Raw genomic sequence first — 25,821 nt, 5'->3', positions numbered from 1 at the left:
CTTCTAGATTGGAGTCCCTACGCCAAACTCGTTGACTGCCTCGACATCCCAGGTGCTACGGTCACTCTTAGCAATTAACCCAGTCGTCCTTCTAACGAAATCGGTGTTAGGTGAATCCAGCACGCCGCCCTTGATCGACCAGATAGCCACCTCGTCGCTAACCGCATTGCGCCAGACGATATCTGCGGTGCCATCACCACCACCCGCGTTGCCCACAAAATCAGCGGCTCCTGCAACCTTCCAGTCGGCAGTGCCTGTGGTCGGCAGCGTACTGGGTGTTGCAGTCAGAAGTCCTGCACCATCGACCCCGATCGTCCATAAAATGGTGAGGTCTTGATCAGACTTGCGCCAGAGAATGTCAGGGCGGTTGTCTCCATTAAAGTCAGCGATCGCCCGAACCTGCAACGTATCCGTCGCGAAACCTGTTTTAGGCAAGAAGGTGGAATTGGCCAGACGCAACTGACCTGTCGCCACATCGATATTAAAGCGCCAATAAGCGGTCTCATCAAGCGGCGAATAGCGAAGGACGATTTCTGAGCGGCTGTCTCCAGTAAAGTCTGCCAAACCGACCATTGTCCAAGTGTTGAAGCCTCCGACTTTGAGCCTGTTTCCAGCCGCATCGCGGAAGTAATCAAAACTGGTGACCGTATTCGTAGCGTAGTCTACGTTCCAGAAGGCGTATTCATCCGTTCTGCGATTTTGCCAGATTAGCTCTAGGGCTGCGTCAGCATCAATATTGGTTCCTCCGACCAACTCCCACCCATCGTTGATGATTTGAATCGGGGTTCGGGTTGCCGCTGATAAAATGCCCCCAGAGTTGGGCTTAAAGACCCCATTGTTGGTCATGTACCAGATTGCTGTTTCACCTGTGTCCGTTTTGCGCCACAACACATCACCAATTCCATCCCCGTCAAAGTCTTTGGAATCGATCGTCACCCAAGCAGGATTCAAATTTGATGAGGCAATATTGGCCTGAGCAAGGGTTGATCCTTGAAGATACCAGAAGGCGACATCGTTGGATGCGGAGTCTCGCCACAAAAGGTCTGGCCCAGGACGCACTGTAGTCAATGACACCTGAACCGGAATTTCATTGCCAGGGCCACCCGGAACGCTATCGAGCCGTAAGCGGATATTGCGAACTTCGGTGTCTGGCGTTGCGCCACTGTTGCGATAGGTGACTTGCCGCAGGGCTGCTTGATATTCGGCAGGCGTTCCCGCCCCGTTAAAGCCTAATGCACCTGTTGCAGAGTCATAGCTCCAAGTCAACGTTCCGATCGTTCCACTCGTCGTTGTCACAGGCTGCCCTGCAATGCTCAAGACATCCCCTGGTTTAAGGTTGGTGATGAAGACCGTCGCCGAGGTCAGATTGCCTGTAGTGGGGCTGATGGTCAACGTAGGAGAAAGCACGACGGGAGGCTGCAATGAGGTGTAGCTGGTGCCCGTTCCGAGTCCCCCGATTAGTTGTCCGCTGGCACCGATCGACAGCCCGCGAATTTCGTGAATATTGGTCGAACCCCCTGTCGAAGATGAAAAGCCGAACTTGAAGTTGGCGGGTAGGGCCCCGTTGTTGGCGGCCACGTCATAATTTTGAAGCGCTGTAGGAGATTCACCGTTGTCCAAAAAGTCTCCATCCGCATTCAAATCGACCTGCACTTTGAGAAGCCCAGTTGGTGAGAGGTCAATGCGGGCAGTGCGTCGAGCTGCGGTACGAGTTGCTGCTGCACCCGGTACGTCTAAGCTGGTGGGCAATGTGCCACTGCCTGTGAGGAATCGATAGCTGTTGGCCTGGCTGCCTCGAACGGCGATCGAATCAGAAGCGGCCCCAGTCCCTCCAGGTGAGTTATCGGTTGGGCTAGAGAAGTTGCCAAACTCATCAAATCCGACCCCTAAGTAGCCGCCCAATAGCCCAGGGGTGGAGCCACGAGCCGCGTATCCAAGCGCTCCGCCGGGTGCTCCTGCTGTCGTCGGTGACTGACTACCGTCGATCAAGAAGAAGCTGATTCCGTCAGCACCACTGCCACCATAGGAGAAAAAGTCAAAGGTAATAGACAGCCCCTGACCGCTACTAATCGCCTCGTTGAAGATGACAAACGAGGATTGGTTTCCCCCTGCACTAGTGAGCCGAAGTGCGCCATTTCCGGCAGTATCGATCGCCGTCGCAAACCCTGGCAGCCCATTTGTAGAAGGCGTGATGGTTCCTCTAGCAGTCAAGCCCAGACTCGTTCCAGCGCTAGAGCCAAAAAGCCAGGGTTTGGCAGTGACATCATCTCCGGTAAAGGGGTCAACTGCCAAACCTGGAGCAACGGGACGGGTCGTAAGAGCCGCCTGACTAGTCGGCAAAGAAGTCAGAAAATCTGTAGCCATTGTTGTGCCTGTCTTGTTACTAATTGCAATCAATTATTAGAAAAAACTCACTCAAATCTCACCACTTATCGAGGAAAGAGATACACCTTCAGCCGCTCCAGCAAATTATTTTGGGAACCTTATCTTCTCTTGAATTCTATATAGAGAATGTCAAATTTGTCTATCAGATTTTCGGCTGAATCAGCAAATCTACGAGAGTGACGTGTGACAGTTTAATCCTTACAGCGTGGTTGTTTAAGCGATTTTTACAGGAATTAAACCACAGTATATTATTGAGATCAACACAAATCAAACAGAACAGTTCATCGTTCCTTTAAAGTTGTGATTAGTAAAATTCTTCAGTTGTAAAAATAGTTAGTTATGATTCCAATTTTAAAACCAGTTACTTATCTTTAAACATTCATTTGACTAGGCGCTTAAATGTTGTTTTAACAGGTTTAGCAAAGCCTTAGTTTGCCTTAATTCAGCCATTTAACTGAGAATTGTCTCCGTCGTCTCACTCAAATCGCTAGAATAATGAAAATTATCAAAAGCAGGCTCCATGATTCCTACCGTTATTGAAACGTCTGGTCGGGGCGAACGCGCCTTTGACATCTATTCTCGACTGTTGCGAGAGCGAATCATTTTTCTGGGGCAGGCGATCGACGCAGACGTTGCCAACCTGATTGTCGCCCAACTGCTCTTCCTGCAATCAGAAGACTCCGAGAAGGACATTTACGTTTACATCAACTCTCCGGGGGGTTCTGTTTCGGCAGGTATGGCGATCTACGACACGATGCGTCAGATTACGCCGCCAGTCAGCACGATTTGCGTCGGGTTTGCTGCCAGCATGGGAGCGTTTTTACTCAGCGCTGGCACCAAAGGCAAACGGATGAGCCTTCCCCACTCGCGGATCATGATTCACCAACCGTTGGGGGGTGCCCAGGGTCAAGCGACTGATATCGAAATCCAGGCCAGAGAAATTCTCTACCATAAGCAGCGCCTCAACGAAATGCTGGCAGAGCATACCGGACAATCGATCGAGCGCATCCAGGAAGACACTGAGCGCGACTTCTTTATGTCAGCCGAAGAATCCAGAGCCTATGGACTGATCGACCAAGTAATTGAGCGTCGTCCGTCAGCTACCCGGCCCGCAGTGGTGAAGTAAGCGGTCGGGAGTGAGGAGTGAGGAGTAAAGACTTTAGACCCAAGACCTAAATTTCTTCTGTCTAGAGTCCAAAGTCTCATCCCTCATCCCTTTCTTAAAATGGAATCTGACTCATTGAGGGATGTCCCTTTGAGGGCAAAGCCTTGAGGTAGTGCAGAAACTCTAACAACTCGTCTTCGGTGAGTTCGGCGCGGGTTTTTTTGCCATAGGTTTGTTGGAGGTAGGTGCTGCCCTGTTTCTTTGTCCAGCCGATTCGCTCGATCTCGGTGCCAATCTGGGCGATCGCATCTGACAAATCCACTGGGTCGTGCTGCATATCGGGCACTGTGACCTTGGCAGACTCTACCGCAGGCTCAAACGCTTCGGTGTACTCATACTCCATCTCGATCGCTGGCTCAGGCGTGTCCAAACCCGGAAACGTGGATAAGAAATCATCGGACTGAGCAACAGAAGGCGCTTCTTTTTTCTTAGTGCGGCTGCGAGGAGGAGACGCAATTTCTTCGGGCGTGGGGATGGGGTCTACTGGGGAAGCGAAACTATCTGCATCTCTGAGGGTCGGTTCTGTAGACGATTGACTTTCAGAAAGCTGAGGGGTCGCTAAACTGCCTGCAATCTCTGGTTGGGAGGCTTCGGTCATCAGTCGGGCTGACATCTCAAAGGCTGAAACGCTGGGAGAGGCAAGGTTAGTCGGGGCGATGCCCAAAACCTCCATTGCACGAATTCTGGCCCGATCTTCGGCAAGCTCAACGCGATCGGCGGCAGCCATCCCAGTCGCCATCGTCAATCCGCCCACTTGTACCAAAGCACGGACGACAAACTGACCTTCATGAACCTGGACTAGCTCAGAACTGAGGGCACCTGTCGGATAACGGCTGCGGAGTTGAGCAAACAAACTGTGACTCGTGGATTGGTGCAGTTCCGCAGGCAGCGCTTCACGCAGGGCAAACATAGCAGGGTTCAGCGAGTCATCTTGCGGTGTAGACGAATACATAGTGGTCGAGCGATCGATGTTAGAAATCAGATGGGTTGCATTCATGTCCATTCTAGGTGGTAGGGGACTCGACACTCTCTGGTCACAGCCTCAACTATCCCTCTCAAGAGAGAATTTGAAAGTTGCTCTGTGTGAGAAATTATAAAGTAATGGATTATCTCAGATTGTGATCACCTTTTCCTTAAATTAAATCTAAAAAGTTAATCTCAAAGGTTCTGCTCGATACCTGACCTCGCCAAAAAGTCTTGCTATAGTGGGTCACTTAAGAGGAGTTCTAATAACCAGATCAGCCTTTATTGTCTCTTATGAAATGATTTATAAAAAAGCTTTGGAAAGTCAAGAACCACTTCGGATCAATTTTGAACGTCAGCTTAAGCGCATTCAGCGAGATGTGTTGAGAATGGGGGCGCTTGTTGAAAATTCTTGTTGCTTAGCGAGGCAGGCTTTGTTTGAGCAAGACTTAGATGCGCCCCAGCGAATTAGGATTCAGGACAAGCAAATCGATCGCCTCTACAAACAGATCGAGTTGGAATGTGTTAATTTAATCGCCCTTCAGTCTCCTGTGGCTCAAGATTTGCGGCTGCTGAGTGCCGTGATGCAGCTTGTCCGTGACTTAGAGCGCATCGGAGACTACGCCAAAAACTTGGGAGATGTGGCCGTTCGCTTATTTCCTTACCCGGTTTCTCCTCACATGGGCGAAATTCGGATGATGTTCGATCGCTGTCGGGCCATGTTAGCGATGAGTTTGGCTGCGTTATCTAATTTGGATGCGGAGTCTGGGCTAGAGGTGAAACTCAAGGATGATGCGGTCGATTCAGACTACGAAAATCTTTATACTGTCCTGGCACATCAGTCTGACATCCAAGGTGTTGTAGAACCGATCGTTCTTTTAGTGCTCTTGATTCGCCACTTGGAACGCATGGCCGACCACGCCACTAATATTGGAAAGCGAGTGGCTTACATCGTGACGGGGCAGAGGTAAGGAACGAAGTTCTCTCTCATCCCTACTTCTTGTGGCGATCGTGCCCCTTTTCATGACAGTATTGAAAATAGCGCCTATCTGAAAAACCTGAGTGAAGATCGTTAGAATGACCTTTTTGGGTTAACTTAGGTGACCGATCGTGGGCAGACAAGCGACCTGAGTGTGCGACACTTCGCAGAGACATCCAACACGCTTTGAGAGGAGAGGTCTCTAGAATTGTCATTCGAGACAATGAACTGAGCAATTGGGTGAGCTTGGGTCAACTGACTGCGATCGGGCTGTGACGGCTGAAAACCGCAGACTCCCCACTGCCCAACGGGGAAACCACACAGGCGAGTGCCTTTTTGCGTTGAGTGAAAGGGGGTTGACTTGACTCTGTGGAAGCGCGAAACGCACGAACGAACAGAAGATTACGAGGACATATCGCTGCATGGAATTCTCGATCGCCGAACTGCTGGCAAATTTTACAGAAGATAAGCTGGTCGCCCCCAAAGCTCTAGAGAAAAAATTAGAGTGTCTCAACGAAGCCAGTCTCCGCAGATTGCAGATTACGCTAGATGCCCTGGAAAAAGTCGGCATTTTGGTGAAAGAGCGAGGCAAATATCGTCGAGTCACCGAAGACGGCGTGGTCGAAGGTAAGCTGCGCTGTTCGAGTAAGGGCTTTTGTTTTGCAATTCAAGATATCGAAGGGTCAGAAGATATTTACATTCGCGAAAGCCAGCTAAATCATGCCTGGAACGGCGATCGCGTATTGGTGCGTGTGACCAAAGAAGGCAGTCGTCGCCGCAGTCCTGAAGGTGAAGTTCGGTTAATTTTAGAAAGGGCAAATCCTTCGGTGCTGGCTCGGCTCAAGAAAGCGGATTCTGGAGACTATCGGGCTGTGCCGTTGGACGATCGTCTCTTATTTGAGTTGGATCTTAGAGAAAACGGCAATCATCTAGAAGACGCGATCGATAACCTGGTGCATGTCGAAGTGCAGCGCTATCCATTGGGGCAACATGCCCCGATCGGCAAAGTCGCCAAAATTCTCGGCCCCGATTCTGAAGCGGCCGACATCGATATCGTTTGCTGCAAACATGACTTACCGCGGGCTTTCCCAGACCATGTTTTGGCCGCCACAAAAGGACTATCCGCCAAAATTAGCAAAGTCGAACTGAAAAAAAGGCTGGATTTGCGCGGGTTGACGACGGTTACGATCAAAGCGCAGGCGACCGATAGTGCCGATGATGCGATTACGCTCGATCGCACCGATGACGGCAACTGGCAGTTAGGCATTCATATTGCCGATGTGGCCCACTATGTTGAGGCGGGCGGATCGGTCGATCGTGAAGCTCAAAGACGCGGCGTTTCGGTCTATTTGGGCGAATTGGTGCTGCCCATGCTGCCTGAGCAACTCACTGACAACCTCTGTTCGCTACAGCCCGGAAAAGATCGATTGGCGATTTCGGTCGTGCTGACGTTAAACACAGACGGGCAAGTGATTGAGTTTGAAATTCAGCCGACGGTGATTCAGATCAACTATCAACTCAGCTATCACCAGGCAGAATTGATTCTCGCCAAGCAGCACACCGAAGAAGTTCAAGAATTTGAGCCAATCTTTGAAATGCTGTCTCACTTGTCAGAGTTGAGCCACGCCATCAAAGAGCAGCGCCGCCAGCGAGGAGCCTTTGAACTCAATCTGCCCGAAAAAATTTACGCTCGTCCCGATGGGTCAGAAGCCCCTGAAGAAGCTGATAAGTACACATTTAGCAAGTTTCACTACGACGACGAAGGATCTTTAGGAGCGGTAGTCGTTTCTTCGACGTTGCCCATTCACTCGATGATTGTTGAGTTGATGCTGTTGACCAATCAGACCGTCGCAACTCACCTTCACGCTTTAGAAGTTCCTGCTGTCTATCGCGTCCACCCCACGCCCGACCCAGACGACGTACAAGAACTGATCAAGCTAGCCGTCAGCATGGGCATTGACCTAAAGCTAGAACAGGAAGACGAGGTGCATCCGCAGGACTATCAAAATCTAACCCACAAATTTGCAGAATCAGAATCAGAACGAGTACTAACTTATCTGCTGTTGTCCACGCTCAAACCTGCTTTCTATAGCACGACTCCAAAATCGCACTTTGGGCTGTCTTTAGAGCAGGGATACACTCACTTTACGTCTCCCGTTCGGCGCTACCCTGATTTGCTGGTGCATCGGGCCCTCCATGCTTTGTTTGAAGACGGGCGCGATCGTCGCTCTACTCGTGCCAAAGAAAGCGTCCATCTGCGTCATAGCTCCAGTCACGGACAAATCACCTGGAACGTATTGCCCACCGAAATTCATCAAGAATTAGAGAGCCATTTTTCAGCCGTGGTGGTGCATCTGAGCGAACGCGAAAAAATTGCCCAGGATGCCGAAAACGACCTGGAAGGGCTGAAAAAAGCCGAACTGATGAAAGAACGCACGGGCGAGATCTTCCACGGGCTGATTACGGGAGTTCAATCCTACGGCTTGTTTGTTGAGATCGAAGAACTCTTGGTCGAGGGGCTGGTTCATGTCAGTTCGCTCAAGGATGACTGGTATGAGTTTCGATCGCGCCAACAAACCCTCGTCGGACGCAAGAATCGCAAACAGTATCGACTGGGCGATCGAATCGAAGTGCAGGTCAAGAGTGTCGATTATTACCGTCAGCAGATTGACCTGATTGCTGTAGGCGGAGGCAGCGAAGCCAGCGAGGAAGATCTCGAAGGTGAAGACAACGCTCCCGATCAAGAACTCGATAGTGAGGAATAATAAGGAGGACAATAAGGAAGATTTTGAGTATTGAGTTTTGGGTTTAAGTGTAAAAACTGCTCAGAATGTTAGATTCAAAATCCGAACTTAAAATCAATGAGCGTCTTCTGTGCCTTCTAATTCTTCTCGTCCACTCATCTTGGGCATTTCAGGAGCTTCTGGGCTGATATATGCTGTTCGTGCGCTCAAGTATTTGCTAGAGGCGGAGTATACGATCGAGCTTGTCGCTTCTAAAGCAACCTATATGGTCTGGCAAGCTGAGAAAAATATTCGGATGCCTGCTGACCCTCTGCAACAAGAGGAATTTTGGCGGCAGCAGTGTGGAGTCGAGCTTGGCGGTCAACTGACCTGTCACTCAGCTACTAATGTCGGTGCTAATATCGCCAGTGGCTCATTTCGTACGGTAGGAATGCTGGTGATTCCCTGTAGTATGAGTACCGTGGCAAAATTGGCAGTCGGATTGAGTTCTGATTTGCTGGAGCGATCGGCTGATGTGCAGCTTAAAGAAGGTCGCAGGCTGGTGATTGTGCCGCGCGAAACGCCGTTTAGCCTGATTCATCTTCGCAATCTGACCACCCTCGCAGAAGCGGGAACCCGGATTGTACCCGCGATCCCGGCGTGGTATCACAACCCTCAGACGATCGAAGATCTCGTCGATTTTGTCGTCGCCCGTGCGTTGGATCAGTTAGAAATTGACTGCGTTCCTATCGATCGCTGGAAAGAAGGCTAGGATCAACAATGAGTTCTCAGTTTTGAGATTTGAATTTGCCCACCTCAAAACTCAACGCTCACAACTCAAGACTCAAAAACTATGCCTCTTCTTCGTCTCATCCTGCTGCTCGGAATTGCCGTCCTGTTGCTGCTGTTTGTGTTGCCCAACTGGGCACCGTCGATGCAGCTTGTCTTTTTGGGCATTCGATCGCCTGCATTTCCCTTGTCGCTATGGATTTTGGGCGCGATTGCGGCAGGCATTGTCACCACCCTTGTCATTTCGATTTTGTTTCGGCTGACAGGCTTCACCGCTCAACGCAAAGGACGAAAAAAGGCGCGATCGTTTGATCAGTCTTCCGCTAGAGCTTATTCCTACACGCAGTCCCCTGCTTCAGAACCCACGCCCCAAGCTGCCAACAAATCATCAGACTGGGAGGAAGACGCTTCAGATTGGTTTGACGACAATTCAAGCTGGGAAGACGAACCAAAAGACCGCAAACGCACCTCCGCTTCTCCGTCCCCTGACTCTGAGACTCGCTCATCCTACTCTTACAGCTACCGCGACCCTAAAGCGACTCGCCCTGCTGCGCCTGACTCTGTGGTGGATGCTGACTACCGGGTGATCATTCCGCCAAACCGCAATCTCGACCAAAATGAGGACGATGAGGGATGAAAGAATTGCTTCTATCGCTTGAGAAATGCTAATTCTTCCACTGTGTTCTTGACCGTATTTTTGACAGTTAGCTAAATCTTTTGAGTTCGCTAAACTAACTATCTACCGGGACTTCGATCGCAGCCACATTCTCTCCAGGCTCTCGATCGTGTTGTGATAAGTGTCCGCTTTGTAAGCAAGATGCTGCGTGTAGAGCAGGTCAGTCAAAACGGGGGTGACAACCATGTTGATCGCAGTGGCTCCCATTCATTTATGCAGCAAGTCTTCTATCGAAATTCGTCTGGTCAAAAGCAGCGATCGCTCAATCCTCCAAAAACGCTAGGCTGGTGTAGAACCCTTATTCAATCAACGGACAACTCTTTTGTTAAAAGGCGTAAATCTCTATCTCATCGGCATGATGGGGGTTGGCAAAACCACGATCGGACGCTTGCTGGCAGACCAACTTGATTACCAATTTTTTGATGTTGATGCCGTCATTGAGCAGGCCAGCGGGCAGTCAATTTCTCAAATCTTTGCAGAGTCGGGTGAAGCAGCGTTTCGACAGCTAGAAACTAACGTTTTGGCAGAATTAGCTCCTTACACTCGACTTGCGATCGCGACGGGCGGCGGTATTGTCCTCAAACCCGAAAACTGGGGATATCTGCGGCATGGAGTCATCGTTTGGCTAGACTTGCCCCTGGATGAGCTTTACAATCGCTTGCAGCACGATCGCAGCCGTCCCCTGCTACAGTCTTCAGAAACGCTCAAAGCGAGACTCAACACGCTGACAGCCCAGCGTCAATCCCTATACGCTCAGGCAGATGTGAAAATTACAGCACAAGCTAACGAGTCTCCGACTGAGGTGTCTAGCCGAGTTATGGAAGCGATCGCTCAAGCCTGTCAGCAGAAGATCGCCGCCACTCAGGAGATCGATCGACTCAATCGAGAGGCTCCTTATAAAATTCAGAATCAGATTCAAAACAACTAGCTTCAAAACAGTTAGGGCAGAAATGAGAGAATCAGACGGGAAAATAACTCCCCAATGATTCTCTTATCTCCACCCTCTCATACGTTGCAGAGTTCAAGATTGGACGAATAGCCTTTTCTCAATCGTTGTCCAACGCTGAAGGAATGCCCAAAATGGGGCAGGGAAAGTCCTGACCTAACTGCTGTACCAGCGAATGAGCAGTCGTTTCACAACCCAAAATCAAGAGTGAAGCGGACTCTTCCTGAACCACAGACCTTAACTCTTCGGCTACGGTGCCAAATCGCAGATGCGTCTTTAGTGACCCTCGCCACTCATCCGCTAGACAGCGCGCTTGCCAGAGAATGCGATCGGCTTGCTCAAATACGTCCGACATCCCGATTGGTTGGATGAAATCACTGAGTTCGGGTAGCTCGACTACTGCTGTCTGATGACCCTGACGATCGGCTTTGCGAGGATATGGGCGCTCTCTCAGATCTACCCGATTTTCAACCTCTCGAATGCTTTCTGTAGGGCAATAGACCGGGATCTTAGTCGTTTTGTTTTCGACGACATACACAACCTGTACAGTGACTTGTTTGCCAGTGGCGAGCCGGGTCTGATGGGCAATCCACAGCGTCAAGTCTAGAGCCGTTTGACTACAAGGAGAACCCGAATAGCCAACCGCCAAATTGATTTCTTGCTTAGAATTTGGGGTCAGAGAATGCGCTTTGGGCAAAAGCACCATTTGATTCACTAGATCAGAACGACCCAGCGTGCTTTGAAGCCGCACCAACATGGACAAAATATTCACAGTAAAACCTCTCAGGATTAGGATAGGCGAGAGGTGGGTCAGGGCTAAACTCAACACTCAGAACAAATCCGAGCTTGAGATACCAGGAGACCTCAATGACAGTTGCTGACAGTAGCAAGTCTTGGGCGCTCCTCCCATTGCCGACGGAGTTAGCTGACGGGCTAAGACTGGAAGGTGTCTCTCTTAATCTGGGTAAGATTCGCCCCAAAAGGTTGGTTCCTCCGCTTCAAATTCGCAACTCAGAACATTTACTGAGCCAAAATTTAGATTAGGCTACCCACTCAAATAATGGTTTGACGGCACATGAAGGAGAATCCAACTTAGAGTTATGGAATCCTTCATTGATCAATCTAGTGCAGCTTTATGGTAAAAGGCTGCTACTTTTAAGACAAAAATCGTTTCTGCTTGAGTTTATTTAACCGCAAACTCTAACAGTATAACAGCGCAAATTACAGGTCTGCCTGTCCTATGAAAAGATATGTTTTGTTAGTGTCTGTTATCTAGACTACAAATACAACTATTTCATAAAGATTTTAGATTAATATCTGTCTAAAGACTCAGCTTAAAAGGAAGTTTAATCAGATGTTTTGAGCAGCCTCTGGGGTAGTGGAGATTCTTGGGAGACTGCTTTCTGGCTAGAGAATCTCTTAATTAACAAAGTTGAGAATTTGTGACGTTTGTTTCGACGTTTGTTTCTAACAAATTTTTGTATAGACGATTGGTTCTAGTAGCTCTTTTGAATTTGCCAAGCAGCTCTAAATAAGCAAAGGGTAAAACGATCGGCCAAAGTAGCGTCGCGATCGTCAACACAATTAAAGACATCTGTTTTTCTTCTTTTGACATATCAGCGTCTTGTCGGAAAAAACCCAGCCAGCCGATAAACAAAATGGGCATCATACCAAGGTAAAAAACACCCAGGAAGAACAACAGTGTCTGCATTGTGGATAACCCTCATGAATGATGTTTTAGGAACTGATAGGGCTTCAATCGCTTGTTAATGGACGAGAAATGGTATCCGAAGCGCCTTCTATACAAATACAGGGAAGCTCTGCTGATTCCATGAGCGTGAATACGTAAGCTGTTTTCAAGATGAGAGGTATTAAAAAATAAACTACCTCAAATCTACGGACAAGGGTTTCGTATGAGTCGCTACCTGATACGTTTAGTAGAAAGTTTACTTGAATTTGCTCCTTGCTGGACTGATCTGAGCCAACCAAAAATTCTCTTTTCCTAGAAGTGATGTCACTCAAAGTTTACGGTTTTAGGAGTCTATTGTGCCTTGAGTGAATGCTACTGACTCCATGATCTCCCTTTGGTTGTAGCAAAAAAACACGGTGCCATGTCTCTTACTTATGAGGGATCGTTTGCGGCGATACTGATGCATCTAGGCAATCGGTCATAGGTTATTAGTCATGAAATGCTCACTTTTTGAACTAACTTTTAGGCTCTAAACAGCAGGTAAACTCCAGTCAACGCGATCGCCACCCCCAAAACTGCTCTCAAACTAACTCTTTCACCCATGTAAACGGCAATCGGCAAAATAAATAAAGGACTTGTATTGGTGAGCGCCTGAGCAACCCCAGTAGCGGCATACTTTAAAGCGGTCTGCTGAAGCCAGATACCCAGGTAGGTGCTGACAAAGGCGGTTCCGACTACTACCTTGAGCAATCGATGAGACTGGAGTGGTTTGATTAGACTACGAGACTGCCCCTGCAAAACGACCCAGAGAAGCAGGACAATCGTGCATCCCAATAATCGGATCAGGGTACTCCAGAGAGGGTCTACATTAGTTCCTGACAGGGCGGCCCGTGATAAGACGGCTCCTCCAGATTGTCCCAGGGCTGCCAAAACGCCAAAGATTAGACCTCGTAGGGGACGAAAGTGAGTTTCAGCTTCAGATGGGGGAACCCGTTCGAGGACGACCCATATCACTCCGGTGAGGGTCAGTCCGATTCCTAACCAGGCTGAGAGCGGCAGACTTTCTTGCAGAAATATCAGGGCTAATAGGGCTGACAAAGAGGGGGAGAGGGTTTCCAAGACCAGCGTTCGTCTGGCTCCGATGCAGTTGAGGGTGTTGAAGTAAGCGGTGTCTCCAAAGGCGATGCCCAAAATGCCGCTGAGGAGGAGCAAAATCCAGCTTGTGGGGCTGATATCGGGAATGGGTTGTCCTTGTAAAACCAGCGTAATCAGCAGGAAGACGATCGCAATCCACCCTTTAGTGAGATTTAAAATCAAGGGCGACACCTGCCGTCCGACACCTGTATAGATGATGGAAGCGATCGCCCAAATCAAAGCGGCCGTCAGCGCAGCAAATTCTCCTCTAAATTGGAGCAAACCAGCGGGAAGTAAGGACATAGCAGACAGAAGGTGAGGGCGGCAAATCTAAAACTCAGAACTCAAACCTTTTTCAAGAGGTCTGCTGTTTGGTGAGGCTCGACGATCGTATTGGCGCAGAGAATTCCAGAGGCGGCGACAGCGGGCACTCCAATTCCGGGAAGCGTGCTGTCTCCGACGCGGTAAAGTCCAGAAATGGGCGTATGGCAACTGGGAAACCTGCCTTGACCAACGGCGATCGCGGCTCCATACGTCCCCTGATGACGGCGCAAGTAATGGGCGTGAGTGAGGGGAGTGCCGATTAGCTCCAGGACAATGCGCGATCGCAGGTCAGGAATAATCCGTTCTAACGCACGAAACAGGGAGTGCGATCGCGATCTTTTCCTCTCTTCATAGGTGTCGTCTCGGTGCCATCCCTCAAACGGTTCTAGCGTGTAGGCGTGGAGGGCGTGGTGTCCAGGGGGTGCCAGATTTGCATCCCAGACTGAGGGAATCGAAATCATGCAGGTGTTTCCTGGCGTAGTGATGTCTTGAGCCGCATCGTGAACGACGACGTGGTGCCCGGTCAGATTTTCTAAGCCGTCCGATCGGATGCCCAGATGCAGATGCATAAAGCTATCGACTGTGGGCGTGTCTAGCGAAGTCTGACGGTAAGCCGCAGGCAGATCAGTCGGTTTGAGTAACTTGGTGTAGGTGTCCCAAACTGTGGCGTTAGAGAGCACGATCGGAGCTGTCAAAATTTCCCTTTTTGTCTCTCCTTTTCTCAGCCCTTTTCTGAGCTGTACGCCTTGCACTTTGCCAGACTCAACCAAAATCTGCTCAACGTGAGTGCCCAACCGAAGCGTGCCGCCCCACTTTTCTAATCCTCTGATCAGCGCTTGAATAATCGCTCCACTGCCGCCGATTGGGTAGTCGATCACCGATCGCGTGCGCTCTCCAAACATAAAGGCGACTTCGGGGGCGATCGTGCCGTGAGCTTTCAACCCTGACAGCAAAAAGCACTCCAAGTCAATCAACCGCCGTACCCAGGGGTCGGTTACCGTCTCATCCATTAGTGCGCCCACTGACCCTTGAATCACGCCTATCTGAGGCAGCAGTTTCAATAAAGTGGGCAGATAGCGACTTAGCAAGACTGGAATCAGCTTCAAATCGGCTCTCAGGGCCAGCGTGGGAATTTCTCGTAAGCTGTCGTAAAGTTTGAGAAAGCGCTGTTCGAGTTGGGCCAGTTGGTTTGCCCCTTGAGGCGTAATTTGGGCAAGCAATTGCCGATAGCGGTCTGAGTTACCGTATACCGGAAAAGTGCCTTCGGGAAAATGATAGTGACCAAACGGATCGTACGCGATCGCTGCCACCGACTCGCCCAATACGTCCAACACTTGTCGCAATGGATTGACTGAATTGGGGTCAGCCAATCCGCAATAAAACGACGGGCCAGAATCGAAGTGAAACCCCTGCCGCACAAAGCTGTGAGCCGCCCCACCCGGAATATTGTGGCTTTCACAGACAATTACTCGTTTGCCATATCGAGCCAGCAGGGCCCCCGCGACCAGTCCGCCGATTCCACTGCCGATGACGAGCGCGTCTGCGTTGGTTTGACTTTGCATCGTAGATGTTTAGGTAAATGTTTAGATCGGGCCGGTTTGAAGTCTGGGCGGCTAGAGTAAAACGTATTGCAATTCTCACTTAAGGAACTTTGCGACGATTGCGCTTTCCCCTAATTTAAGTAGTGATGAAGTGCGATCGAGCAGTTACGCAATTACAAGGAGCTTAATGCATGGTACAGGCACAACAAGGCGATACGGTCAAAGTCCACTACACAGGTAAGCTGGACGACGGAACGGTTTTTGACTCCTCGGCAAGTGGCGATCCTTTAGAATTTACGATCGGGTCGGGCAATATCATTCCAGGTTTTGAGAAAGCCGTTGTGGGCATGAGTCCTGGTGATTCTAAAACAGAAGTGATTCCGGTAGATGAGGCCTATGGTCATCATCGAGAAGAAATGGTGCTAGTGGTCGATCGCACCCAGATGCCCTCTGATTTAGAACCCGAAGTTGGTCAACAGCTACAAATTCAACAGCCTTCAGGTCAGACAATTCCCGTGGTGATCACTGACATCTCTGAGGCTGAAGTGACGCTCGACGCAAATCATCCTTTAGCGGGCGAAGATCTGACGTTTGACATTCAATTGGTCGAAATTGGCTAAATTCTGAGTTTTTGGCGACGAGATTGGCTTTGTGATCCGGGCGATCGGTCTGGAGGCAGAGCCAATTTTTGTGAAAATCAATGGAATTGCTCAGTCCGTTCGTAACTACGGAAAAAATTATCGTATAACTTTCTTAAATTTCCGTAATGTATTGTTGGGGAACTGAAGTCGATTGTCGCCAAATGCCTGATTTGCCTCTCACGGCAGATCCAGATTGAGAAGATTATTGTATTCTTGGATAATCTTGCTCATCCTCCATACGCCATGTCAGACAAGGTTTTCAGAGTTTCTGACTCAAGATCTGCGCGGTTTGTATCTCCTCATGAAGTTTGACAAGACTACTTGTGCATGGTTTCTATCTATATGGACTCGTTAAAACTTAAAAAATTATGAGGAAGGGACTTCTGCACAAGCCCATCGTTGTTTTTGGTTCCGTTATTGACAAAGTGATCTTCACGCATGTGGTGGTGATCGGCTTACCCACTCTGATTTACTACTTCATCTTGAAGAGCGGATGGAATCTCCTTGCCTTGCATGTGTGCATCCCCATCCTCTATTTTTTGACCTCGATCGTGGTGATTGGGGAGTCGGTTTCAACGGCGATCGCCTACTCAACTCCACGCAAACAAAAACCTCGGCTCGGAACGCTGCAACGCTGGCTGAGAATGCCTCGCACCTATGCTACTCATCGACATTTGCCGTCTGAGCCAAAACGCCCGCTGCCCAAGTGTTCTCTCGTCGTCGTGGCATATCTGCCCAATGAGCAGCACATCATTGTCAAGACGCTGAAGTACATCCTAAACAATGTGCACCGCCCCGAAGCTGGGCTAGAAGTGATTTTGGCGTACAACAGTCCGGTTCGGCTGCCCGTCGAAGATGAGCTAGAACGCCTCGCCGAACAGTATCCAGAATTGCGCCTGCTGTATGTCGAAGAAAGTCACTCAAAAGCCGAAAACCTGAATGCTGCGCTGAGAATTGTCACGGGCGAGGTGACGGGAATTTTGGATGCTGACCATCGCCCGATCGCTGATTGCTTCAAACGTGCGTGGAGTTGGCTGGCGAGTAATCGCTACGCAGTGGTTCAGGGTCGCAATGTAATTCGCAACAACAATAGCAATTTTTTGACGCGGATGATCGCTGTTGAGTTTGAGTGCATGTATGGGGTGAGCCATCCTGCCAAGTCGCTGCTGGCTGATACGGGCATGTTTTGTGGCTCAAATGGCTATTGGCGGACGGCTGTCCTCAAGCGGATTCGGTTTGCTCCTAGCATGATGACGGAGGATATTGACGCGACCCTGCGTACCCTGCTGAGAGGACACAATATTGTCCATGAACCCAGCATTATCACCACAGAATTGGCTCCGATCGACGTGCGATCGTTCTGGTTTCAGCGCAAACGGTGGGCCCAAGGCTGGCTCGAAGTGACGCTCAAGCATCAAGTGCCGCTGCTGCATTCTCACAAGTTAGACGGCTGGCAAAAGCTTTATTGGACGCTGCTTTTGATTTATAGCGCTGGGTTTCACTTTGTCGCGCTGCAAATTTTTCCGATGTTGTTTAGTTTGAGTTTGAGTCAGACGGAGCCACCGATCATTCCTCAAGAATATGTGTGGGCAACCACTGCTCTGACGCTGATGAGCGGGCCGATTCAAACTTTGGTGGCGTGGCGAGTCAGAAATAAGATGGTGAAACATCCGATTCGGGATTTTGTGGTCTATTGCTTGTTTATCCCGTTCTATTGTGTGTTTAAGAATGTGATTGCGATTATTGCCATCTACGATCACATTTTGGGTAATACGGAGTGGGTTGTCACCAAGCGTGGATTTCGCGAATCCGTTGCGGCTACACCTTCTAGACGAGAAGTATTGCGTAAAGCGAGCTAGCCAAAATCGTTCCTTTCTCAGTTCAGAGGTTCCTCACACGCTTCTTTGAACTTGATCAGAGATTAAAAGTTGTTTGAAATGCCACATTTTGAATCGTCGTGAGCGGCACCTGATAAAAATATTGACGATAAAACTGTTCTTCTCGAATCTCAGCTAGAAACTGTTCGGTGACTCTGGCGATCGCTTCTGATGACTGCGATTCTCTGGCTGCATTCCAGGTGATCTGAAAGCGGTCTGAATAAGTGACGCTAAAGCCCAAATATTCCAGTGCTTTGAAGCCACTTTTGAGGGGACGATCGCTGATTCCTAACCGTTCGGTCAACTGCTGGCGCGTGGCAGTTTCTCCAGTGCGGCTCAAATATTTGGCGATGCCGACCAGTTGGGCCCAAATCTCGTGGGGAGGCGTGAGTGTGGGCGTAGGATACGCGATCGCCAGGTGACTTTTTGCGTTGAGGGCGCGACGAAACCAGGCTTGTAGCTCGCTCCAACTGGTGGGGCAGCTTTGCACTTTGAGCAGCTTTTCGGGGGTATTGGAGGGCATCTCAGTGCGCCAGTCAAGAATCCAATCCACTTGTGGCGAAGCTGTCTGAACGGAGGTTTCACAGGGACGAACGGCCACCAGGCGCACTTCATACTGTTTGCGAAAGGTATTGTTTTCGAGTTCGACGATCGCATCACAGCGACCTTGAGGAATTTCGTGGCTGTAGTGTCCCCACCAGAGACCGGGAAAGCCCGTTGTGACCGTTTCGTCCAGGATTTTGAACTCGGTTTGAATATAGCGGACTTCTTGCCCCTTCCAGTCGCGACTGTTGCGATGTTTGCCCACTTCAAACCAGCAATTTTGGATTAGCAGTTTGGGAATCGGATTGCCCATGCCGCAAGGTTCGATTAGTTTGAGTTCTTGAAATAGCTCAAATCCCAATTCTTGAACGGTGACCTGTAGATCGGCTTTGAGGGAAGGCGTAGCAGGAAGAAGCTGTTGGCGCGATCGCTGGTTGATCGCCTCGACAAAGAGCGGTAGATTTTCGACAGGTAAACTCAGCCCTGCTGCAAACGGATGTCCGCCAAAGCGATGAAGCAGATGCGCCTGATCTTTGACCAGTTGGTATAAATCAATTTGATTGGCAGAGCGGGCAGACCCACGAGCCAGCGATCGATCTGAAGAATGATTCGCTGCCTCGGTGCTGAGAAGAATGGTAGGTCGCCCGTATTCTTGAGCAATTTGACCTGCGACGAGTCCCAATACGCCCAGATTCCACTGGTCATCCCAGAGAACGATTACGCCTGTGGTGGAGAGATCTAGCTGGGCAAGTTTGGCGGTCACCTGTTGAGCGACATCTTTTTGTAAAGCTTTGCGGCGAGCGTTGGCCAATTCGGTCTCGTCGGCTAATTTTTGACAGCGCTGAGGGTCTTGACTCGTCAGCAACTCTACACAAAAGTGAGCATCTCCCTGAATGCGGCTGACAGCGTTGATGCGCGGGCCGAGACCAAAGGAAATATCGGTGGCTCGATCGCCGCTCCGATGACACCGTTCTAACAATCTCGTGATGCCGGGGCGGGTCTGTTCAGAGGGCTTGCGTTTGCTGTGAGTCTGGAGTTGTTGGATGCCTTTTTGGGCGAGATAGCGACAGTCGCCTTTGAGTTCTACCAGGTCGGCAATGAGTCCGATCGCCACCAGATCCAACAGCGTTTCTAACGGTTTTTTGGGCACCTCTGGCATCGTTTGGTAGAGCGCCTCAACCAGTTTGTAGGCGACGGCAACGCCTGAAAGTTTGGCTAACGGATGGTCAGCAGGAAAATAGCGCGAGTTGAGAATGGCGACAACAGGCGGACGATCTTTGGGCAGGGTGTGGTGGTCGGTGACGATTACGTCGATTTCTAGACTTTGAGCGTAGGTCAATTCATCCAGGTTAGTGCTGCCTGTGTCGCAGGTGACAATTAGCTGACAGCCTTTTGCTTTGAGCGCGTCAATGCCCGAATTGGACAAGCCGTGAGACTCGGTGAGCCGATTGGGAATGAAGTAAAAAAGCTGCTGATTTTGGGTAAAAAATTCTCCCAACCCATCCCACAAAACCGCCGTTGAAGTCACGCCATCGGCATCAAAATCTCCCCAGATGGCGATCGTTTCCTGAGATTCGTAAGCCGCTTTGAGCCGTTGAACCGCCGATCGCATCTCCTGCCCAAATTCAAAGGCGCTCGTTGGTTTGTAAAGATCAGCATTCAAATAGCCCGCCAATTTCTCAGGGTCGCGAATGCCCCGTTGCCAAAGTAGTTGAGCCACATACCGACCTTTCACGCCGTGAAACTCAAGCGTTTGAATGAATTCTGCTGGTGGCAACTCTGATTGAATAGCCCAAGCGATCGCTGACATGAATAATTCCTCAGATTTTGGGATGCCTCAAATTTTGGATCTCAAATTTTGGATCTCAAGTTTTGGATCTCAAATTTTGGATCTCATGTTTTGGGGTTTGGGCGACGGGGACGCTTCCAGACGGCTCGTTCTGCTTTTTCTCGCTCGTAGGCGATCAGTCTGCCGTAGTATTCATGCTCACTGAGATTTAGCGATAAGAAAACGTGTCGCCGCATATTGCCAAAACCCTTGCGATCGAAGAACTTAACGGCGGGAAGATTTTCGGGATCGGTATCCACCATCATAAATCTTGCCCCATCATCGATCATGCGTTCTACCAGCTTATCGACCAGTTTGTCCGCTACCCCGCGCCGCTGAAAGTCGGGAGACACGCCTAGCCAAATGATGTAGCCATAAACCAGCGAGGCTTTGTTGATCACGGTTCCGAGAATGAATCCGGCGACGCGATCGTCCACTGCGGCCACCAAGCAATATTCGGGATCGGTGTTGTAGAGTCCGATCACTTCCCACTCATCCCAGGTGCGATAAATGTAGGGGTACAGATCGCTGGTAAAAAGCCTTTCGCCCAAATGATAAACGGCAGCCAGATCATCAATCTCCATATCCCGAACTTCGATCGAAGTTGAGATGACTTCGCTGCTAAAAGATTCCGTCATAAAAATAATTCCTACGCCCTATCTTGATTACAACGGAATTTCTTGAATCTCTGCAAAGTTAGGCAAGCGTACAGTCGATTCCTCGCCATCTCCTCGTTGACAGCGCGTTGCAAAACTACAGTCTGCACACTGCTTTGAGCCTTCTGCCACTTGCGGAAAAGACTCGCCTTGCTCGTAGCGATCGATCCATTCGCTCAATCGTTGGAGTAGCTGGGTTAGATCTCGCTGAGTTTGCTGATGAGTCGTTGAACTGTAGGAAAACTTGAGGCTTTGCGGGTCAGCGTCTTCTCCAGACTTCGATTGAAAAAACCAGTAAGTCATCGAAATCTGCCCAGGATCGTAGTGGCTCGTCTCCGCCAACACGAACGGATAGAGGCGAGTTTGCCAATTTTCTGCCAGTTGTCTTGACTTCAACGGTTTTGGGTAGGTCTTCCAGTCGAGAATTTGGGCCTGAGAGTCGCTCATCACCAACAAGTCATACACCACCGTCAGCAAATGCCCTTCTACCTCCAGAGTGCGCTGATGCTCACTTTGACGAAAGGTGGGTGCCTCTAGCTCCAAAATCCTGGGAGCCGCTCCCACAAATGCCGTAAACCACTGATTTAACTGCTCGTCTTCGCGAATAAACGGTTCCACCGGAAGCCCCATCTCCCACTGCTGCATCAACGAGTGAAAGCGGCTCCCCAACATCAAGCGCGCCTGCTGATCGGGTGTGGTGGGCGCTCCCAACTGTTCTAAATAAGTGTGCTGAAACTTACGCGGACAGGTTTCGAGGAGGTTTAACTGTCCTTGGGAAAGACGCATGGGAACAGGGATGAGGGATGAAAGGGAAATGGCACGATCGCTAACCCCATTCTAAGTTTTTCGTTACACCTCACACCTCACTTCTCTCCCATCACCCTTTTGTCAATACAAACACGCTGCCCTCGTTGCCGCGTCCGATGCGGAGATCTTCGTCCAGGTAGGTGATATCTAGCCAACCTTGCTGATCGCGGTTTTCGACGCTGAAATCGATCGCCGCCAGTTTTTGTCCTGATTCAAGCTGCTCGATAAAGCGATCGGGGGTTTGATAGCCGATAAGTCGCTGAAGTCCAATCACTGATCGCTCAAATTTCACATCTACCCGTCGCTCAGAGACAGGTTTGAATCGGGCCCCAATGCTGACGATCGTCTCGACAAAGGGCAATCCAATCAGTTCGGCAATGTTGTAGAGCTTGGCTTCGGGGGCGCGAATGCTTTGGTAAACCTGCCCCAATTTGAGAAAAGGCACCTGATCGATGCTCAAAATCCCCCGACTGGTGGTGTAGATCAACCGCCAATCACCATCTAATAGATCCAAGGCTTCGATCGGACGCGGCGTAGGGTTGCGATCTTCGAGTTGAGCGATCGCCGCCAAAATCGCCTGCTTTTGAGAATCGGTTGCCAGCAGGCCTCGATTTTTGCCTGCGATCGTTTCTAATAGTGCTGCCTTCCCGATCATTCGCGTTCAACCCCGTAAACAGATGATAGGATAGCCGACTGATTACCCAATCGTAATTCTGCGGTCGGGATCAGAGGACGATTATTACAAATTTTCTTAAATGCAGCGATCGCTTTTCATAGCCAATTTCTAACCTGGAAAAAGCAACCTTGACATCTGCCAAAAAATGTGAGAATTCCCTGTTCCAATTTCCTTCCTGGATGGTAGACTCTGGTTGTTTCACTGCGTATAAGATTTAAGTAAAGCAACGTTAATTTTTGTTGTGTCTATGACTTACAACCCCTCATTACGTGAAGAACCGCGTGGGCAACGGGCCGCTGTGATTCCAGTCCAGCAAGAGTCCTCGATTCTAGATTGGCTAGAAAATACGGGCCGCCTGTTGGCTCGTGAGCCAGTGGATGCTGAATATCCAGGTAGCGAAGAAGAAATCACGGAGTTCATTTCAGAGGATGACAACTCCTTTGATCTCGACGACGACGATGATTTAGATCTCGAAGATTAGGTTGATCGGTTTATGGTTAGCCAAACTTAACCAAGTCTTGACCATAGACCTTTCCGAGTTGACCTAAAGTTCAAGGTATTGGACGATTTTCCCGAAAAAAGTCCTTTGGTTGGTGTGGTGTACTTGTGGAGTGAAGTGAGATTCTTGTGGACGCAAAGTTATTTACAAATCGGTCATTCAGCCTTTCCGGAACGCGCTTATTTTTGTGCGTGACGATCGGGCTTTCGGTAGCGGCGCTGGGGTTAGACTGGCTAGCTGGACGATCGCTCGACCAAGGAGCCTCGCTAACTTTATCCTTGTGGATTTCTGCTCTGGCGACGGCTGGTGTGGGGTTCTGGGCAGTTCCGCTACTGCGGGTGCTCAAAGCAGGACAGGTGATTCGAGAAGATGGGCCGCAGTCCCACTTAAAGAAGGCAGGGACTCCGACGATGGGAGGCGCGTTCTTTGTTCCGGTGGCAGTGGGAATCGCGATCGTGCTTTCCAACTTTTCGCCGAATGTAATGGCCGTTTCTGCGCTAACCATGGCCTATGCGGCGATCGGCTTTTTGGATGATTGGCAGATTATTCACTACAAGTCCAACAAGGGCATTTCGCCTCGCTTAAAGATGGGGCTACAAATTGGCTTCGCGATCGCGTTCTGCGTCTGGATGTACGCCACACAGCCCGTTAGCATCACGACTCTGGCGCTTCCCTTTGGATTAATGTTGCCGTTGGGCGGCTTGTTTTGGCTGCTGGCTTCCTTTGTGCTGGTCGCTGAGAGCAATGCAACCAACTTAACGGATGGTATGGATGGTTTGGCTGGGGGAACGGTGGCGATCGCGCTACTGGGTCTCGGTGCCCTGGTGGGTCAGACTTCACCCGACTTGATGGTTTTCTGCGCTTGTTTGAGTGGCGGCTGTATAGGATTTTTGGTTCACAATCGCAATCCGGCCCGCGTTTTTATGGGCGATACAGGATCGCTGGCGCTGGGCGGTGCATTGGCGGCCGTTGCCCTGATTAGCAATTCGCTGTTTGCTCTACTGATTTTGAGCGGATTGTTTGTGATCGAAACGCTGTCTGTGATCGCCCAAGTTAGCTACTACAAAGCAACCAAGGACTCAAACGGCATTGGCAAGCGTCTCTTTAAAATGTCACCTTTCCACAATCATCTAGAGTTGACGGGCTGGACAGAGACTCAAGTGGTCGGCTGGTTTTATGCGATCGCCACCCTCCTGGCAATTCTCACCTTCACAATTCGCTAACTAACTCGCTAACTAAATGGTTTTACGTTTCGATTCACTAATTTTGAAACTGAGTCGCTTATGTAAGCAAAGTCTAGTATCATAGTGAATCGACACCTTGGAGAGATGGCTGAGTGGTCGAAAGCGGCAGATTGCTAATCTGTTGATGGTTTTAGGACTATCCGAGGGTTCGAATCCCTCTCTCTCCGTCCCAAATCGACCACTTGTAATGGGTCATGAATGTTTTAAATATTCGTGGCCCATTCTTGTTTTTGAGCCAAATCGACAAACGTGTGTATTTTCTGAGGCAATTGGTTTAAGATGAGGCTCATTTCTAAGCGGTTGTGGCTTTTAGCAACTGCATACGAGACATTGAGGGGTTTACATTCGATGAGTCACTTGTCTTCACATCCTAAGCCGAAGTCGGCAGTCTCTCCGAGATACCCGCGAGGGGTCGTTCTTGCTGCCCTAACCCTAGCCGTCGGGTTTCTCACCGCAGCCTGTCAAGAAGCCGCTCCTCCACCCAATGCGGACTCTCCGGGCACAACGACCGCTCCAGCCGCCGCTCCCACGACAGAAGCAAAGGGGCTGAAGATTGGGTCGCTCTTACCTGCAACGGGGGATTTGGGGTCGATCGGGCAGCAAATGATTGCTACAGTTCCGCTTTTAGTCGAGACGGTCAATCAGTGCGGTGGCGTAAATGGTGAACCTGTCACCCTCGTTTCGGTCGATGACCAGACCGATCCCTCAGCGGGGACAGAAGGCATGACTCGGCTAGCCGAAGCTGAAAAAGTGGCGGGAGTCGTCGGATCGTTTGCCAGTAGCGTTTCGACAGCAGCGTTGCCCGTAGCCGTTCGCAATAAAGTTGTGTTGATTTCCCCTGGCAGCACCAGTCCCGTTTTTACTCAACAGGCGAAGGAAGGCAAGTTTCAGGGCTATTGGGCGCGGACGGCTCCTCCGGACACCTATCAGGCTCAAGCGCTGGCGAAATTAGCCCAAGAGCGCGGCTTTAAAACGGCAGGTACGATCGTCATCAACAACGACTACGGGGTGGGCTTTGAAAAAGAATTTGTAAAAGCCTTTGAGAAATTAGGCGGCACGATCACGAACGCTTCTAAGCCGACTCGCTACGATCCCAAAGCAACGACGTTTCAAACTGAGGCGGCGGCAGCCTTTGCAGGTAAGCCTGATGCGGTGGCGGCTGTGCTTTATGCGGATACGGGCAGTCTGTTGGTCAAGTCTGCGTTTGAGCAAGGGGTGAGCAAAGGAACTCAACTGCTGCTAACGGATGGCGTTTATTCACCCGATTTTGTCTCCAAGGTGGGCAAAACTCAAGATGGCAAATCGATCTTGTCCGGGGCGATCGGTACCGTTCCGGGTGCCAATGGCAAAGCGCTAGATGCCTTCACAAAACTTTGGGCTGAGAAACAAAAGCGTCCCCTCGCTCCCTATGCGGCCCATTCCTGGGATGCCGCCGCAATTCTAGTATTAGCGGCCCAATCCGCCAAAGCCAATACAGGAGAAGCCATCAAAGACAAACTGCGCGAAGTGACCAATGCTCCTGGGACAGAAGTCACAGATGTTTGTAAAGGGCTAGAACTTCTCAAAAAAGGCGAGAAGATCAACTACCAGGGCGCAAGCGGCAACGTCGATATTGACGAAAGTGGAGATGTCATCGGCAACTACGATGTTTGGACAGTCAAAGATGATGGCTCTCTAGCCGTGATTGGCAAGGTTAGCCCTCAGTAGACCGGAGTAGCTAGTAAATTTCTGAACG

The 25,821-nt window shown here is 50.1% G+C and carries 22 protein-coding genes, 1 tRNA gene and 1 riboswitch; of the genes, 12 read left to right on the top strand and 11 right to left on the bottom strand.

Annotated elements, in window-relative coordinates; genetic code table 11:
* Positions 1–3 precede the first annotated feature (3 nt).
* Entirely contained in the window at positions 4–2,364 is a 2,361-nt protein-coding gene (locus ACJ2PR_RS06960; RefSeq protein WP_446876489.1) for a hypothetical protein, read from the bottom strand.
* A gap of 541 nt (positions 2,365–2,905) precedes the next feature.
* On the opposite strand from ACJ2PR_RS06960, the gene clpP reads away from it, so the two are divergent.
* On the top strand, positions 2,906–3,511 hold the full coding sequence (gene clpP / locus ACJ2PR_RS06955; protein WP_446857507.1) for an ATP-dependent Clp endopeptidase proteolytic subunit ClpP: 606 nt from the start codon (positions 2,906–2,908) through the stop codon (positions 3,509–3,511).
* 94 nt (positions 3,512–3,605) lie between these two features.
* Here clpP and ACJ2PR_RS06950 read toward each other — a convergent pair whose 3' ends face one another.
* Positions 3,606–4,547, bottom strand: coding sequence for a hypothetical protein (locus tag ACJ2PR_RS06950; RefSeq protein ID WP_446876488.1), 942 nt, complete (start codon positions 4,545–4,547; stop codon positions 3,606–3,608).
* A 265-nt stretch (positions 4,548–4,812) separates the two neighbouring features.
* Between ACJ2PR_RS06950 and phoU the strand changes: the two genes are divergently transcribed.
* The 4 genes from phoU (at position 4,813) to ACJ2PR_RS06930 (ending at position 9,641) form a co-directional block, all read left to right on the top strand.
* Positions 4,813–5,484, top strand: a complete 672-nt coding sequence (phoU, locus tag ACJ2PR_RS06945) for a phosphate signaling complex protein PhoU (protein WP_446857505.1) — start codon at positions 4,813–4,815, stop codon at positions 5,482–5,484.
* 430 nt (positions 5,485–5,914) lie between these two features.
* Complete coding sequence (locus ACJ2PR_RS06940; RefSeq protein WP_446876487.1) at positions 5,915–8,257, top strand: ribonuclease R family protein; 2,343 nt, start codon at positions 5,915–5,917, stop codon at positions 8,255–8,257.
* Between the two features lie 109 nt (positions 8,258–8,366).
* The gene (locus ACJ2PR_RS06935; protein ID WP_446867361.1) at positions 8,367–8,987 is read left to right on the top strand and encodes a flavin prenyltransferase UbiX; all 621 of its coding nucleotides are present in this window, start codon (positions 8,367–8,369) and stop codon (positions 8,985–8,987) included.
* Positions 8,988–9,068: 81 nt separating this feature from the next.
* Positions 9,069–9,641, top strand: a complete 573-nt coding sequence (locus ACJ2PR_RS06930; protein ID WP_446876486.1) for a hypothetical protein — start codon at positions 9,069–9,071, stop codon at positions 9,639–9,641.
* A 102-nt stretch (positions 9,642–9,743) separates the two neighbouring features.
* On the opposite strand, the gene ACJ2PR_RS06925 is transcribed toward ACJ2PR_RS06930, so the two are convergent.
* Entirely contained in the window at positions 9,744–9,887 is a 144-nt protein-coding gene (locus ACJ2PR_RS06925; RefSeq protein ID WP_446876485.1) for a hypothetical protein, read from the bottom strand.
* Positions 9,888–10,002: 115 nt separating this feature from the next.
* Between ACJ2PR_RS06925 and ACJ2PR_RS06920 the strand changes: the two genes are divergently transcribed.
* The gene (locus tag ACJ2PR_RS06920; protein ID WP_446876484.1) at positions 10,003–10,608 is read left to right on the top strand and encodes a shikimate kinase; all 606 of its coding nucleotides are present in this window, start codon (positions 10,003–10,005) and stop codon (positions 10,606–10,608) included.
* A gap of 118 nt (positions 10,609–10,726) precedes the next feature.
* On the opposite strand, the gene ACJ2PR_RS06915 is transcribed toward ACJ2PR_RS06920, so the two are convergent.
* The 4 genes from ACJ2PR_RS06915 to ACJ2PR_RS06900 all read right to left on the bottom strand — a co-directional run bounded on the left by ACJ2PR_RS06915 (position 10,727) and on the right by ACJ2PR_RS06900 (position 15,336).
* A complete protein-coding gene (locus ACJ2PR_RS06915; protein WP_446876483.1) occupies positions 10,727–11,398 on the bottom strand; it encodes a universal stress protein in 672 nt (223 codons plus the stop codon).
* Between the two features lie 126 nt (positions 11,399–11,524).
* Positions 11,525–11,653: riboswitch (cyclic di-AMP (ydaO/yuaA leader) on the bottom strand.
* Positions 11,654–12,049: 396 nt separating this feature from the next.
* On the bottom strand, positions 12,050–12,337 hold the full coding sequence (locus ACJ2PR_RS06910) for a hypothetical protein (protein ID WP_446876482.1): 288 nt from the start codon (positions 12,335–12,337) through the stop codon (positions 12,050–12,052).
* 501 nt (positions 12,338–12,838) lie between these two features.
* The gene (locus ACJ2PR_RS06905; RefSeq protein ID WP_446876481.1) at positions 12,839–13,753 is read right to left on the bottom strand and encodes a DMT family transporter; all 915 of its coding nucleotides are present in this window, start codon (positions 13,751–13,753) and stop codon (positions 12,839–12,841) included.
* A gap of 41 nt (positions 13,754–13,794) precedes the next feature.
* Positions 13,795–15,336: a phytoene desaturase family protein gene (locus tag ACJ2PR_RS06900; protein ID WP_446876480.1), complete on the bottom strand. Its 1,542-nt coding sequence runs from the start codon at positions 15,334–15,336 to the stop codon at positions 13,795–13,797.
* Between the two features lie 170 nt (positions 15,337–15,506).
* Between ACJ2PR_RS06900 and ACJ2PR_RS06895 the strand changes: the two genes are divergently transcribed.
* Together ACJ2PR_RS06895 and ACJ2PR_RS06890 are read left to right on the top strand one after the other, a co-directional pair.
* Entirely contained in the window at positions 15,507–15,935 is a 429-nt protein-coding gene (locus ACJ2PR_RS06895; RefSeq protein WP_446857495.1) for an FKBP-type peptidyl-prolyl cis-trans isomerase, read from the top strand.
* 389 nt (positions 15,936–16,324) lie between these two features.
* Positions 16,325–17,815, top strand: coding sequence for a glycosyltransferase family 2 protein (locus tag ACJ2PR_RS06890; RefSeq protein WP_446876479.1), 1,491 nt, complete (start codon positions 16,325–16,327; stop codon positions 17,813–17,815).
* A 55-nt stretch (positions 17,816–17,870) separates the two neighbouring features.
* Here ACJ2PR_RS06890 and recJ read toward each other — a convergent pair whose 3' ends face one another.
* The 4 genes from recJ to ACJ2PR_RS06870 all read right to left on the bottom strand — a co-directional run bounded on the left by recJ (position 17,871) and on the right by ACJ2PR_RS06870 (position 22,322).
* A complete protein-coding gene (gene recJ / locus ACJ2PR_RS06885) occupies positions 17,871–20,186 on the bottom strand; it encodes a single-stranded-DNA-specific exonuclease RecJ (RefSeq protein WP_446876478.1) in 2,316 nt (771 codons plus the stop codon).
* Between the two features lie 83 nt (positions 20,187–20,269).
* Positions 20,270–20,842 (bottom strand): GNAT family N-acetyltransferase, encoded by a 573-nt coding sequence (locus ACJ2PR_RS06880; RefSeq protein WP_446876477.1) that lies wholly within the window; start codon positions 20,840–20,842, stop codon positions 20,270–20,272.
* A 27-nt stretch (positions 20,843–20,869) separates the two neighbouring features.
* Positions 20,870–21,646, bottom strand: a complete 777-nt coding sequence (locus ACJ2PR_RS06875) for a PD-(D/E)XK nuclease family protein (protein ID WP_446876476.1) — start codon at positions 21,644–21,646, stop codon at positions 20,870–20,872.
* 91 nt (positions 21,647–21,737) lie between these two features.
* The gene (locus tag ACJ2PR_RS06870) at positions 21,738–22,322 is read right to left on the bottom strand and encodes a PAP/fibrillin family protein (RefSeq protein WP_446857490.1); all 585 of its coding nucleotides are present in this window, start codon (positions 22,320–22,322) and stop codon (positions 21,738–21,740) included.
* A gap of 268 nt (positions 22,323–22,590) precedes the next feature.
* Here ACJ2PR_RS06870 and ACJ2PR_RS06865 point away from each other — a divergent pair, with 268 nt between their 5' ends.
* The 4 genes from ACJ2PR_RS06865 (at position 22,591) to ACJ2PR_RS06850 (ending at position 25,793) form a co-directional block, all read left to right on the top strand.
* The gene (locus ACJ2PR_RS06865; protein ID WP_446857489.1) at positions 22,591–22,824 is read left to right on the top strand and encodes a DUF3134 domain-containing protein; all 234 of its coding nucleotides are present in this window, start codon (positions 22,591–22,593) and stop codon (positions 22,822–22,824) included.
* A gap of 146 nt (positions 22,825–22,970) precedes the next feature.
* Positions 22,971–24,065 (top strand): phospho-N-acetylmuramoyl-pentapeptide-transferase, encoded by a 1,095-nt coding sequence (gene mraY, locus ACJ2PR_RS06860; protein WP_446876475.1) that lies wholly within the window; start codon positions 22,971–22,973, stop codon positions 24,063–24,065.
* 99 nt (positions 24,066–24,164) lie between these two features.
* Positions 24,165–24,253: transfer RNA gene (locus tag ACJ2PR_RS06855), tRNA-Ser, on the top strand.
* Positions 24,254–24,434: 181 nt separating this feature from the next.
* Positions 24,435–25,793, top strand: a complete 1,359-nt coding sequence (locus tag ACJ2PR_RS06850) for an ABC transporter substrate-binding protein (protein ID WP_446876474.1) — start codon at positions 24,435–24,437, stop codon at positions 25,791–25,793.
* Positions 25,794–25,821: the final 28 nt, after the last annotated feature.

The sequence above is a fragment of the Phormidesmis sp. 146-33 genome, from assembly GCF_052939515.1.
The sequence above is the reverse complement of the archived record's forward strand: the minus strand, read 5'-3'. Positions and strand labels throughout refer to the sequence as shown.